This window comes from Halomonas sp. NO4, assembly GCF_010994375.1.
Classification (GTDB): Bacteria; Pseudomonadota; Gammaproteobacteria; order Pseudomonadales; family Halomonadaceae; genus Halomonas.
In genome coordinates this window covers 89,579-101,409 of record NZ_WHMA01000010.1, presented here as the reverse complement: position 1 = coordinate 101,409, position 11,831 = coordinate 89,579, and the positions used below count along the sequence as shown (strand labels likewise).

Below are 11,831 nucleotides of genomic sequence, written 5' to 3'. Positions count from 1 at the left end.
CCTCGGGGGTGGGTCAAAAGCGTTGGCCGGTACTGGGTCAATTTACTTGGCCATTAACAATCGGGTCACCATCTGGGCGCGCTCCAGCGCCGGTTCGCTGCCGCCTGCTTGAACTCCTTGGCCATCTCCTCCTGTCGCGGCCCGCTCGGGCCGCGCGGATAGAAACCTGCAGTCCCTGGGCGACACCGAGGCCGGCCAGTAGTCGCGGCGCGTCTGAGCCTGCGCCAGAAAGCTCACTCTAGCAAAGCGGCATGAGGAATTTGCTCGGCGGGCAACCGAGCCCTTGATGCAAGTTTTTTTCAGCGAGGGGGTTGGCAGGACCCTGTCCGGATTCCGAAGGCGGGACTATTCTCTTCTGGCGGACGCTCAGTGTCCGTTCTTCCAAGGAAAACAATCGATGAAGACCGTGAAAACGAGGTGCCTGGGCGTGATCGCCATGGGCGCCATTCTGCTGTTGCCTGCCACCCTCGCACTGGCCCAGACAGGAAATGGCTCCGACGTGCCTGCCGAGGTCGTGGAGCGTGGACGCTATATCGCCCTGACCAGCGGCTGCAACGACTGCCATACCCCCAACTATTCCATCGCCGAGGGCCAGGTGCCGGAGGAACTCTGGCTGACCGGCGACGTGCTGGGCTGGCATGGCCCCTGGGGCACCACCTATGCGCCCAACTTGCGGCTGCTGGCGGCAAAGATGGACAAGCAGCAGTGGGTAGAGATGACCCACAGCCTGCGCGCCCGCCCCCCGATGCCCTGGTTCAACCTGAACGAGATGACCGCCGAGGACGCCGGCGCTCTCTATCACTACATTCGTTCCTTCGAGTCGTTGGGTGAACCGGCCCCTGCCTACCTGCCACCGGGCGAGACGCCTCCCCTCCCCTACGTCGACTTTGTGCTGCAGTGAGGCTCCTGCCGGGCAGGGAGGGCCGGCATGGTCCCTTGCATTCCCGTCACGCAGGTCGGTCATGGCAGGGGCACTCGTCGAGGACGCAACTGCCAGATTCCACCCTCCTGCGCCTGGCTCCCGGCGAGAAAACCGCCGCCCGGGTTCCTGGCCGAGGCGAAGTTGAGCACACCGATTTGCCGATCCGGCACGCACCGACTCAGCTGCGCCGCACCGCAGAGCGTGCTCTGGTTGACCACCTCGATGAGCGTCTTTCCGGAGGGGGTGGCCTGCGACAGCGCTTGCTCGCGCATGTCATGGAGGTCGTCGGGGCCGAAGCTCCGGGTGTCGGCCAGGCAGCGCCGCAGGGCATCGCCCATGTCGACGACCTGGCCGGCGTCCAGGGTGTAGCGACCTGCGTCGAGAATCGCCAGTGTCTCCTTGGCCAGTCGGGATCTCGCTTTCCGATTCATCGTATCCTTCCGGCGCCTTCCCGCCTCGTTCAGTTGGCCGGGAACAGCTCTCCCGACAGGATGTAGTTGCGGTCGGTATCGTTGATGATCTCGAGATGGAAGGTGCCGGCACCCTTCAGGCCCTGGTGTTTGCCGGTGCCGCCGGCGACTTCCCAGAAGCCGTTGTCGAGCAGAGTGGTGTTGCCGGCGCCATCGGTGGCGAACACGGCGCGCAGGGTCCAGTCGAGGTAGGCCTTGTCGCCGTCGGCATCCTCGAACACCAGGTAGCCGCCGGCATTGCCGTTCACGCCGGGCTGGATATCGTGCATGCCGTATTCGGTGGCGGTGGCACCGGCAAGCAGGCCGCTGCCGCTGGCTTTGCCCTGGCGTTGCACGAGCAAGACGAAGCGGCCGGAGTCGTCCTCGAAGTCGAGCCGCATCTCGTCAATGGGGGACATCACGGCTTCAATGGCGAGTTCCTCGGCCAAGGTCGTGACGGCGAGGGTGGTGGTCGCCAGGCCGACCAGGAAGGGACGCATGATGTTCATCATGGACCTCTAGCTTGTACTGTATCCGGTTGATGAGCGGCGTTACCGCCGAGGCGTTGACGTATCGTTTATTCAGCGCCCGCTATCAGCATAGTCGCGCCTGTTACCGAATATCGATGCCATGCTGATGCCGCATGCCGGGTTCGCGTCGGTTAAGTGAGGCGGGTGGCGCTGGCCTTGGTATGCTGTTTCGCCCCTTGATCGGAGTTTTCCCATGACCGAGACGACCCCTTTCGACAAGACTTTCGCCGCCCTCGATGCCTTGCATGCCGAGGATCCGCGGCAGGTGACGGTGGAAGACGACACTCTGCCGCAGGAGCTGTGGCACGCGGGGCGGATGAGCGCCTGGCTGGAGCGGCTCGACCCGGCGCCCGACGAGCTCACGCGGATTGCCGTGCGCGCCCAGCACCTGCAGCGCTGGCAGGTGCCGCGCAGCGACTACCCCGAGGGACGGGTGGGCTATCTCACCTGGCGGCGTGATCAGGGCCAGCGGGCGGCCGAGACCACGGCGCGCCTGATGGAGGAGGCGGGCTACGACGCCGACGCGGCGCAGCAGGTGGCGCGGATGATCCGCAAGCAGGGCCTGGGCCGCGAGGTCGGCACCCAGGCGGTGGAGGATTGCGCTTGCCTGGTGTTCCTGGAGAACTACTTCGCCGACTTTTCCAAGCAGGTGGATCACGACCACCTGATCCGCATCGTGCAGATGACCTGGAAGAAGATGTCGCCGCGCGCCCATGAGCTGGCGCTGGGCCTGCCCATGAGCGACGAGGCGCGCGGGCTGGTGGAGGAGGCGCTGGCCGGTTAGGCGCAGGCTTTCAGGCGCGCGCAGTGTGTGGTCGATGGCTGAGCGGGTCGGCAACTACCCTGAGGGTGGAGGAGGTGATGCGCCATGAATCCCGATACCCTCACCCGTGTTTCTGACTTCGCGTGGCGTGTCGAGCCCACCGGCAAGATGCGGGTGCCCGGCGTCATCTATGCCAGCGAAGACCTGATTCAGGCCATGGACGAGCGGGTTCTCGATCAGGTGGTGAACGTGGCCTGCCTGCCGGGGATCGTCTCGGCCGCCTACGCCATGCCCGATGCGCACTGGGGCTACGGCTTCCCCATCGGCGGCGTGGCGGCCTTCGATGCCGACCAGGGCGGGGTTGTCTCCGCCGGCGGCGTGGGCTTCGACATCTCCTGCGGGGTGCGCTGCCTGCGCACTGGCCTGACCCGGGACGAGGTCGAGCCGGTCAAGGAGCGGCTGGCCGATGCGCTGTTCCGGCGGGTGCCGGTGGGGGTCGGTAGCCGTGGCCCGATCCATCTCGATGAGGAGAGCATGGCGGCGATGCTGGCCGGCGGCGCCCGCTGGGCGGTGGACCAGGGCTGGGGCGAGCCGGATGACCTGGCGCACATCGAGGCGCAGGGGTGCATTCCCGGGGCTCGCCCCGAGGCCGTCTCGGCCAAGGCCAAGCAGCGCCAGCGCGATGAAATGGGCACCCTGGGCTCGGGCAACCACTACCTGGAGGTCCAGGAGGTCAGCGACCTCTTCGACGCGGCCACCGCCCGGGCCTACGGCCTCGCCGAGGGCGAGGTGGTGGTGTTCATCCACTGCGGGTCGCGCGGGCTGGGCCATCAGATCGGCACCGAGGCGCTCGAGCAGATGACGCTCACCGCCCGGGAGCACGGCATCGAGCTGCCCGATCGCGAACTCGCCTGCGCGCCACTGCACTCCGAGACCAGCCAGCGCTATCTGGGCGCCATGCGCGCGGCCAGCAACTGTGCCCTGGCCAACCGCCAGATCATCACCCACTTCGCCCGCGAGGTTTTTGCGGAGCTGTTTCCCGGCGCGGCACTCACGCTGCTTTACGACGTGTCGCACAACACCTGCAAGGCCGAGGAGCACGCGCTCGACGGCGAGACCCGGCGCCTGTTCGTGCACCGCAAGGGGGCCACGCGCGCCTACGGGCCCGGCCACCCCGAGCTGCCCGAGGTGTACCGCCAGGTCGGTCAGCCGGTGCTGATCGGCGGCTCGATGGGCACGGCCTCCTACGTGCTGGCCGGCAACGAGCCGCCGCGGCTGCCGTCGTTCTCATCCGCCTGTCACGGGGCCGGGCGCACCATGAGCCGCCGTCAGGCCCACAAGACCTGGCGCGGCGAGCAGCTGCTCAGTTCACTGCGTGAGTGCGGCATCATCATCCGCAGCCCCTCGCCGCGCGGTGTGGCCGAGGAGGCGCCCGGCGCCTACAAGGATGTCGAGGCGGTGGTCGATGCCGCGAACGACGGCGGGCTGGCGCGCAAGGTGGCCAGGCTGAGACCCCTCGCCTGCATCAAGGGGTAGGTTTGCCCGCCGGCTCGGCGAGGCTCACCGTCAGGTCGTCGGCGCTCTCGCAGGGCTTGCCGTGGCGCAGGGTGAGGCGTCGTGCGTTGAGGTTCATGACCACGGCGAACAGCGTTTCTATGCGCTCCTCCGGCGGCTGGTCGGGGTTGTGGTGGCGGCAGATGGCGAGCGGGGCGCCGTGGTGGTCGCTGAGCACCTCGAAGAGGGCGCGCTCGGTCACCTCGGTTTCGTCAGGCAGGCGGGCCTGCAGCAGGGCGTCGAGGCGCGCCAGGCGCGGGCGCGAGTCGGGGCGCGGGAAGTCCGCCACCTGGCAGGTCACGGTGGGCTCGACGAAGTGGTTGGTGTGGGTGACGACGCCGCGCTGCGGCTCGAGACGGCCCGGCTCGCCGGGGTGCACCTCCAGCCCGGCGGCGCGGCCGTCGTGGCTGGCCAGCAGGAAGTGGGCGGGGGAGCAGACGCGGTCGTGGGTGGCCACGCGCAGGGCGCTGTCGAAATCCGGGCTCTCGAGAATCTTGCGCAGCGCCACGTGGATCGGCAGCCCCTCGCCGCAGGTGCGCGAGCGGATGGCATTGAGGCATACGCCCAGGCCGTTCGCGTTCAGGCCGATCTTGGCCACCATGCCGGCCTCGCCGATGCTCACCAGCGGGGCGGCATCCTCGCTTTCGATCTGCAGCGCCACCACGTTGTCGAGCTGGTCGGCGCGCCAGTCCCAGTTCTGGGCCAGCCACTGCTCGCCCCGCTGCTTGAGGGCGAAGGCGGAGCAGCCGCCGCTGGCGCGAGTCAGCGAGATCTCGCTGCGGCAGTTGAGCGTGAGAATGTCGAGCAGATCGAGCCCGGCACCGGCGGCGATGCCGTCCATCTCGTCGAGAATGGTGGGAAAGCCGCGCTCGATCAGGGCCGTGAAGCGCTCGGCCTCGCGGCGGGCGTCGGCCCAGCCCAGGCCCGCGAAGTCGTGGAACAGCCGGTCGTAGACCGCCACGCTGCGCTGGATGCGGGCGGCATGCGCCCGGCCATGGGCCAGGCCGATCTCACGGCGGCTGCCGGAAAGCGCGGTGAGCTGCATTGCCTAGAGCACCTCCTCGAGGAAGTCGGTGAAGGCGGCCCAGGATTTCTGGTCGGCGCGCTCCTGGTAGCGCTCGCCGCCGAACACGGTGAAGGCGTGGGGCGCTCCGGAGTAGATCTCCACTTCGTAGGTGAGGCCTGCAGCCTCCAGCTCTTCGACCAGGGTGGCTACGTCGGCCATGGGGACGGCGGTATCGGCGCCGCCGTGGGCGATCAGTAGCGGGGCGCTGTCTTCCGGCCAGGACTGGTCCTCGGGAGTGCCCAGGCCGCCGTGGAAGCTGGTGTAGCCGACGACCTCGTCCGCCAGGCCGGAGCGGGCGATCTCCAGGGTGACGGTGCCGCCGAAGCAGTAGCCGATGACCACGGTGGTTTCGGTGGCCCCCTGCTCGTGGGCTTCGGCCAGGCCGGCCAGCGTCAGCTCGCGCATGCGTTCGCGGTCGCTGTAGAGGGCGTTGGTGGCCTCCTGGCGCGCCTCGGTGGTCTCAGGGCGGTTGCCCTCGCCGAAGAGGTCGACGGCAAAGGCGTCGTAGCCCATCCCCGCGATCATGTCGGCGCGCTCTCGCTCGTAGTCGTCCAGGCCGTCCCAGTCGTGAACGATCAGCACCGTGCCGCGGGCCATGTCCCCGGCGGAGGCGTAGTAGCCCTCGAAGCTCTCGTCGCCGACCTCGTAGACGACGTCCTCGCCGGCCGGTTCGTAGGCGTGGGCGCCGCTAGCAAGGCCGAGGGCAGTGAGCAGGGTCACGGAGTACGTCAGGGTTCGCATGGCAACCTCCTGTCGAATGGCTCAGGTCGAACCTCCAGTATAGGCAGGCGACGCGTGGTGCAAGGCGAGCGTTGGTGGCGGTGGCTTGTATTTTGGCCCGGGGGCTTCCAGATTAAGGGGGCAACCCTTACATGAGCCAACAGTGAGCGGAACAATATGAAAAAGAGCATATTGGCGATGGCGGTGGCGGCGTCCAGCGTGGCGTTCGCCGGTGCCGTGCAGGCGGAAGTGAAGGTCGGTTTCCTGGGTGGCTTCACCGGCGGGATCGAGAGTCTCACGCCGCCCATCTTCGACGGGGCCCAGCTGGCCGTGTCGCAGGTCAACGAGCAGGGTGGCATCCTCGATGGGGAGGAGCTGGTGATGCCCACCGGCGACACCACCTGCAGCGACGCCTCGGCCGCCTCCAACGCGGCGGATCGCATGGTCAACACCGAAGAGGTCACCGCCATCGTGGGCGCCCTCTGCACCGGGGCGACCATCGCCGCGGCCAACAACGCGGCGATTCCCGGTGGCGTGGTGATGGTCTCGCCGGCCTCCACGGCGCCGGCGGTGAGCGAGCTCGACGACAACGACCTGGTCTTCCGTACCGTGCCGTCGGATGCCTTCCAGGGCGAGATGCTCGCCAAGCTGCTGCTCGAGAAGGGTATCGACGAAGTGGCGGTGACCTACGTCAACAACGACTACGGCCGCGGCCTGGCGGACTCCTTCGTGGCCACCTACGAGGCCGAAGGCGGTACCGTTGCCGAGAACCTCGCCCACGAGGACAACCGCGCCGACTACCGCTCCGAACTGGGCACCCTCTCCGCGACCGGTGTGCCGACCCTGGTGGTGCTGGCCTACGCCGATACCTCCGGTCAGACGGTGTTGCGGCAGGCCTACGAGAGCGGCATGTTCACCCAGTACGTGGGGGCCGACGGCATGGTCGGCGACAGCCTGGTCGAGGCGGTGGGCGCCGACGTGCTCGAGGGCATGATCGCCACCCGCCCCGGCAGCCCCGACCTGCCGGGCACCGCGATGTTCCAGGAGAAGGCACGCGCGGCCGATGTCGACCCCGAGGCGGTGTTCGCCGCCCAGGCCTACGACGCGGCCTTCCTGTTGGCACTGGCCATCGAGCAGAACGGCAGCGCCGAGCGCGAGGGGCTCTCCCAGGCGCTGCGCAGCGTGGCCAGTGAGCCCGGTGAGGTGATCCTGCCCGGCGAGTGGGAAAAGGCGGTGCAGCTGATCGCCGAGGGTACCGAGATCAACTACGAAGGGGCCTCCGGTCGCCACGAGTTCGACGACAACGGCGACGTGCCCGGCGTGGTGGTCGAAATGGCCGTGGAAGACGGCGAGTTCGTGCGCAAGGGCCAGCTGGACCTCTAAGCTCCAGCCCGCACAGTATTCGGAGCCCCGGTGGCGTGAGCCGCCGGGGCTTCGTATTGACGGGTGTCAGGGTCAGGCGTCGATCCCCTTGATTGTGAGAGGTGGTGCTGTAAGTTAAGGCCCTATAACACCATAACGAATTAGACATTTCCCTGACGGCGTCACCGTGATCGCGCTTCCAACGCAAGGAACAATAGCCAATGACAACGCCACGCCGTCTCCGTTTCCGCAGGCCACGCCTGCTACACCTCGTCACCGGCAACCTGCAGATCAAGATCCTGCTGCTCGTCCTCATGCCGCTGATCCTCTCCTCCTCCTGTCTGCTGCTGCTGGAGGGGTATGAACGCATCCAGTCGAACGAGGCGCAGATCGAGCAGCAGCGCCAGCTGCTGCTCGAGTCGCGCCAGCGCGGCGTGCGCAGCAACGTCGAACTCGCCAAGTCGATGGTCGAGGCGATTGCCGCCACGGTGCCCGATACCCAGGAAGCGCAACAGCGCGCCATCGAGCGGTTGAGACGCCTGCGCTTCGAGGGTGACAACTACATCTTTGCCTTTCGGTCGAACGGCGACATGCTGGTCCAGCCGGCGGCCCCCGACAGCGAAGGGACCAACATGCTGGGTGCCACGGATGCCAACGGCAAGCAGATGATCCGCGACATGGCGGCGCTGGCCGAGCAGGGCGGCGGCTTCTACCAATACGAATGGCCGCATCCCAATACCGGCGAGCCCGAGCCCAAGCACTCCTATGCCGAGGGCATCGCGGCCTGGGACTGGGTCATCGGCGCCGGGGTCTATGTCACCGATATCGAGGCGGCCATGGCCGAGATCGAGGCAACGGCCAAGCAGGAGCTCATCACCTCCCTGGTGCGCCTCTGGGGAGTGGGGACGGTGGCCAACCTGATCATCGCTGCCTTTGCCATGTGGCTGGCCCGCCGCACGGTGAAACAGGTGCGCTACACGGCCTCGACCATCAAGGAGATCGCCAGCGAGGTGGCCGCCGGCCGGGGCGATCTGACCCAGCGGCTGGCGGTGCGCAGCCGTGACGAGATCGGCGAGCTGGGCGAGCAGTTCAACGCCTTCCTGTCGCGGATGCAGGCAACGCTGAGCGATGTGCGGCACAGTGCCAATTCGGTATACCTGGCCGCCAACGATATCGCCCAGGGCAGCGAGGAGCTGGCGACGCGCACCGATCAGGCCGCTGCCAACCTGCAGGAGACCTCCTCGGCCATGGAGGAAATCACCTCCACGGTGGAGAACAACGCCGAGCATGCCCACCAGGCCGACCGTCTGGTGACCTCCAGCGCCGCGGTGGCCCAGCAGGGGCAGGCGGCCATGGGCGAGGTAGAACAGACCATGGACGACATCAATCGCTCTTCCGCGCAGATCGGCGACATCGTCTCGATGATCGACTCCATCGCCTTCCAGACCAACATCCTGGCGCTCAACGCCTCGGTGGAGGCGGCGCGGGCCGGCGAACACGGCCGCGGCTTCGCGGTGGTGGCCCAGGAGGTGCGCAAGCTGGCCCAGCGCTCGGCGGAGGCGGCCCGGGAGATCAAGGGGCTGATCGATGCCTCGGTACAGCATGCCCAGGACGGCACGCGCATCGTCCAGCGTGCCGGCGAGACCATGCGCGAGATCTTCGACAGCGTGAACCAGGTCACTGCGGTGATCGCCGAGATCAGCGCCGGCTCGCGGGAGCAGAGCTCGGGCATCGCCGAGGTCAACACCGCCGTCAGCCAGCTCGACACCATGACCCAGCAGAATGCGGCCATGGTCGAGCAGAGCGCCGGCACGGCCGCCCAGATGCGCAGCCAGGCCGAGCAGCTCAGCCAGCTGATCGGCGGCTTCGTGCTGGGCGACGAGCAGGAAACGCAGCCTTCACCGGCCGCCGCGTTTGGCCGGCCGGCGCCCGCCGTGGCCCACGACCCCAAGCCGGCGCCACGCTCGCCAGCCACTCAGCGCGAGACGGCCCATCGCGAACCGGCTCAGCGTGAACCGGAGTGGGAAGCCTTCTAAAACGCCGGCGGCCCGGTCGGTGGTGACCGACCGGGCCGCGATCACGCCGCCAGTCAGCCCGGCCCGGGACCTGCGTCCCGGGCCGGGTGGGTTTGGGTCGCGGAAGATCGTCAGCCGTGGTGCTTGACCTTCTCGGGCAGCAGCCCCTTGGGGGCGAAGCGCAGCACCAGGGTGATCAGCAGGCCGATGACGAAGACCCGAGCCTGCAGGGCGCGGCTGTCCAGGTTGCTGGGGGCGTCCCAGCCGAAGGCGCCCTCGCCGATGGTGACGGCGAGCTGCATCAGGTAGAGGGCCAGCGGCTCGGACATGATCCAGATGATGTACACCGCCACGGCGCCGAAGATGGTGCCCAGGTTGTTGCCGGGGCCGCCGAGGATCACCATCACCAGCACCAGGAAGGTGTGGTTGAGGGGCAGGTAGCCCTGGGGGTCGAAGAGGCTGTTGAAGGTGCCCAGCACGCCGCCGCCGATGCCCATCAGGATGCAGCCGAGCACGAAGATCTCCAGCCGGCGGCGATTGATGTCCTTGCCCATGGCGGCGGCGGAGATCTCGTTGTCGCGGATGGCGCGGATCATGCGTCCCCAGGGGGCATGATAGGCGCGATGGAGCAGAAAGAAGATTGCCGCGATCAGCACGGCGGTGAGCGACAGATAGAGCGCACGGGCCAGGGTGAAGCCCAGCTCTGCCGGCCCGGGCGTCGGCCAGGGCAGCGGCGATACGGTGGCGGTGCCGCGGGTCAGCCAGTCGGAGTTCTTGAGGAAGGCCTTGATGATCTCGGCGATGCCCAGGGTGGCGATGGCCAGGTAGTCGCTGCGCAGCCCCAGGCAAACCTTGCCGATGAAGTAGCCGATGCCGCCGGCCAGCGCCCCGCCGACGATCCAGCCCGTCCAGGGCGGCAGCCCCAGCCCGCCGATGAAGCCGGCCCGCGACTCGATCTCGCCGGTCACCCCGCGCAGCACGTTGACCACCACCAGGTAGAGCACCACGGCCAGCACCACGGCGATCAGGGTGCGCAGTTTCTTGGGGACGCCGAGGCGGTCGAGCCGGGTGGCGCCGAATACCACCAGCACGGCGGCCAGGGCATAGAGGAGTGCCACACCCAGCTCGCCGGGCAGCTCGCTGGCCCAGAAGGCCTCGTTGACCGGCACGCTGAAGGCCATGGCCGAGAAGCCCCCCAGGGCGACGAAACCCATCACCCCGGCGTTGAACTGGCCGGCGTAGCCCCACTGGATGGTCAGTCCCAGGGCGAGGATGGCGTAGCAGGCGGCCTCCACCAGCATGCGCGTGCTGTAGGCGGCGCCCATCACGGCATAGACGCCCAGCACCGCCACCAGCAGGGTGGCGAACAGGGTCAGCTCGCGGACGGGAAGGCGCGATGGCGTGGTGACCAGGTCGGTGCGTTGTTCGCGTTGTGTGCTCATCAGATCACCTTCCCCTTGAAGATGCCGGTGGGGCGCCACACCAGGATGGCCACCAGGATGAAGAAGGGCACCACGATCTTGTACTCGGTGCCGACAAAGGCGAGGTTGCCCGCTTGGGTGAGCCACTCGGGCAGGCTGTCGCGGAAGGGGCGCAGCAGCACCGACCAGTTGAACACCGCCAGCGTCTCGGCAAAGCCCACCACGAAGCCCCCGGCGATGGCACCGAAGGGGTGGCCCACGCCGCCGACGATGGCCGCGGCGAAGATCGGCAGCAGGATGAAGAAGCTGAGATCCGGCTTGAAGGTCACGTCCAGCGACAGCAGGGTGCCGGCGATGGCGGCGAGCCCCCCGGCGATCACCCAGGTCACCGCCACGATCAGGTTGGTGTTGATGCCCGAGGCCTGGGCGAGGTCGGGGTTGTCGGACATGGCGCGCATCGCCTTGCCCAGCCGCGAGCGGGTGAGGAAGAGGTGCAACCCGACCACCGCAGTGATGGTCAGCACGAAGAGGATGATCTGCGGCTCGGTAATCACGATGGGGGCGCGCGCCCCCTCGAAGGGCAGGGCCAGACGGAAGATCTCCTTGCGGTCATCCACGTAGAGGTTCTGCCCGCCGGTGCCGGCGAACAGGCGGATCAGCCCCTGCAGCAGCAGGGTCACCCCCAGCGAGCCGATCACCATGACGATGGGCTGGACGCCGTGGGCGCGCAGCGGCTTGTAGAAGACGCGGTCGATGCCCACGGCGAGCAGGGCGGTGAGCACCATGGCCAACGGCAGCATGACCACCGCAGTGGGCAGGCCCACGGCGCTGCCGGCGCCGGGGAACAGCAGGGTCAGCAGCAGCACCATGAAGGCGCCGAAGGTCATCATGTCGGCATGGGCGAAGTGGGCGAAGCGCATGATGCTGAACACCAGGGTCACGCCCACCGCGCCGATGGCGTAGATCGAGCCGGCGACACTGCCGGCGATCACCACGTTGTTGAGGAAGAAAACGAATTCGTTCACGGCA

11 protein-coding genes are annotated in these 11,831 nt (G+C 67.9%); 5 read left to right on the top strand and 6 right to left on the bottom strand.

Going from position 1 to position 11,831, the window contains the following annotated elements; genetic code table 11:
* Positions 1–397: 397 nt before the first annotated feature.
* Positions 398–901: a c-type cytochrome gene (locus FEF15_RS09965; RefSeq protein ID WP_205598512.1), complete on the top strand. Its 504-nt coding sequence runs from the start codon at positions 398–400 to the stop codon at positions 899–901.
* Positions 902–960: 59 nt separating this feature from the next.
* On the opposite strand, the gene FEF15_RS09960 is transcribed toward FEF15_RS09965, so the two are convergent.
* On the bottom strand, positions 961–1,353 hold the full coding sequence (locus tag FEF15_RS09960) for a TIGR02452 family protein (RefSeq protein ID WP_163559011.1): 393 nt from the start codon (positions 1,351–1,353) through the stop codon (positions 961–963).
* Positions 1,354–1,382: 29 nt separating this feature from the next.
* On the bottom strand, positions 1,383–1,880 hold the full coding sequence (locus tag FEF15_RS09955) for a hypothetical protein (RefSeq protein ID WP_205598511.1): 498 nt from the start codon (positions 1,878–1,880) through the stop codon (positions 1,383–1,385).
* 214 nt (positions 1,881–2,094) lie between these two features.
* Here FEF15_RS09955 and FEF15_RS09950 point away from each other — a divergent pair, with 214 nt between their 5' ends.
* Positions 2,095–2,685, top strand: coding sequence for a DUF4202 domain-containing protein (locus FEF15_RS09950; protein WP_163559010.1), 591 nt, complete (start codon positions 2,095–2,097; stop codon positions 2,683–2,685).
* 84 nt (positions 2,686–2,769) lie between these two features.
* Positions 2,770–4,200 (top strand): RtcB family protein, encoded by a 1,431-nt coding sequence (locus FEF15_RS09945; RefSeq protein WP_163559009.1) that lies wholly within the window; start codon positions 2,770–2,772, stop codon positions 4,198–4,200.
* On the opposite strand, the gene FEF15_RS09940 is transcribed toward FEF15_RS09945, so the two are convergent.
* Both FEF15_RS09940 and FEF15_RS09935 read right to left on the bottom strand, forming a co-directional pair.
* The gene (locus FEF15_RS09940) at positions 4,190–5,263 is read right to left on the bottom strand and encodes a C45 family peptidase (protein ID WP_163559008.1); all 1,074 of its coding nucleotides are present in this window, start codon (positions 5,261–5,263) and stop codon (positions 4,190–4,192) included. The two genes, FEF15_RS09945 and FEF15_RS09940, sit on opposite strands and share 11 nt — an antisense overlap.
* A gap of 3 nt (positions 5,264–5,266) precedes the next feature.
* Positions 5,267–6,025, bottom strand: coding sequence for a dienelactone hydrolase family protein (locus FEF15_RS09935; RefSeq protein ID WP_163559007.1), 759 nt, complete (start codon positions 6,023–6,025; stop codon positions 5,267–5,269).
* Positions 6,026–6,181: 156 nt separating this feature from the next.
* Between FEF15_RS09935 and FEF15_RS09930 the strand changes: the two genes are divergently transcribed.
* A complete protein-coding gene (locus tag FEF15_RS09930; RefSeq protein WP_163559006.1) occupies positions 6,182–7,387 on the top strand; it encodes an ABC transporter substrate-binding protein in 1,206 nt (401 codons plus the stop codon).
* A gap of 200 nt (positions 7,388–7,587) precedes the next feature.
* On the top strand, positions 7,588–9,402 hold the full coding sequence (locus FEF15_RS09925) for a methyl-accepting chemotaxis protein (RefSeq protein WP_163559005.1): 1,815 nt from the start codon (positions 7,588–7,590) through the stop codon (positions 9,400–9,402).
* A gap of 110 nt (positions 9,403–9,512) precedes the next feature.
* Here the strand turns inward: FEF15_RS09925 and FEF15_RS09920 are convergent, their stop codons facing one another.
* Together FEF15_RS09920 and FEF15_RS09915 are read right to left on the bottom strand one after the other, a co-directional pair.
* Positions 9,513–10,823, bottom strand: coding sequence for a branched-chain amino acid ABC transporter permease (locus tag FEF15_RS09920; RefSeq protein ID WP_163559004.1), 1,311 nt, complete (start codon positions 10,821–10,823; stop codon positions 9,513–9,515).
* On the bottom strand, positions 10,823–11,827 hold the full coding sequence (locus FEF15_RS09915) for a branched-chain amino acid ABC transporter permease (protein WP_163559003.1): 1,005 nt from the start codon (positions 11,825–11,827) through the stop codon (positions 10,823–10,825). Before FEF15_RS09915 ends, FEF15_RS09920 begins: the two co-directional genes overlap by 1 nt.
* Positions 11,828–11,831: the final 4 nt, after the last annotated feature.

Excerpts from the sequence above, each read along its gene's own strand:
- FEF15_RS09965 (WP_205598512.1), top strand. The coding sequence starts at position 398 with ATGAAGACCGTGAAAACGAGGTGCCTGGGCGTGATCGCCATGGGCGCC.
- FEF15_RS09960 (WP_163559011.1), bottom strand. The coding sequence starts at position 1,353 with ATGAATCGGAAAGCGAGATCCCGACTGGCCAAGGAGACACTGGCGATT.
- FEF15_RS09955 (WP_205598511.1), bottom strand. The coding sequence starts at position 1,880 with ATGAACATCATGCGTCCCTTCCTGGTCGGCCTGGCGACCACCACCCTC.
- FEF15_RS09950 (WP_163559010.1), top strand. The coding sequence starts at position 2,095 with ATGACCGAGACGACCCCTTTCGACAAGACTTTCGCCGCCCTCGATGCC.
- FEF15_RS09945 (WP_163559009.1), top strand. The coding sequence starts at position 2,770 with ATGAATCCCGATACCCTCACCCGTGTTTCTGACTTCGCGTGGCGTGTC.
- FEF15_RS09940 (WP_163559008.1), bottom strand. The coding sequence starts at position 5,263 with ATGCAGCTCACCGCGCTTTCCGGCAGCCGCCGTGAGATCGGCCTGGCC.
- FEF15_RS09935 (WP_163559007.1), bottom strand. The coding sequence starts at position 6,025 with ATGCGAACCCTGACGTACTCCGTGACCCTGCTCACTGCCCTCGGCCTT.
- FEF15_RS09930 (WP_163559006.1), top strand. The coding sequence starts at position 6,182 with ATGAAAAAGAGCATATTGGCGATGGCGGTGGCGGCGTCCAGCGTGGCG.
- FEF15_RS09925 (WP_163559005.1), top strand. The coding sequence starts at position 7,588 with ATGACAACGCCACGCCGTCTCCGTTTCCGCAGGCCACGCCTGCTACAC.
- FEF15_RS09920 (WP_163559004.1), bottom strand. The coding sequence starts at position 10,823 with ATGAGCACACAACGCGAACAACGCACCGACCTGGTCACCACGCCATCG.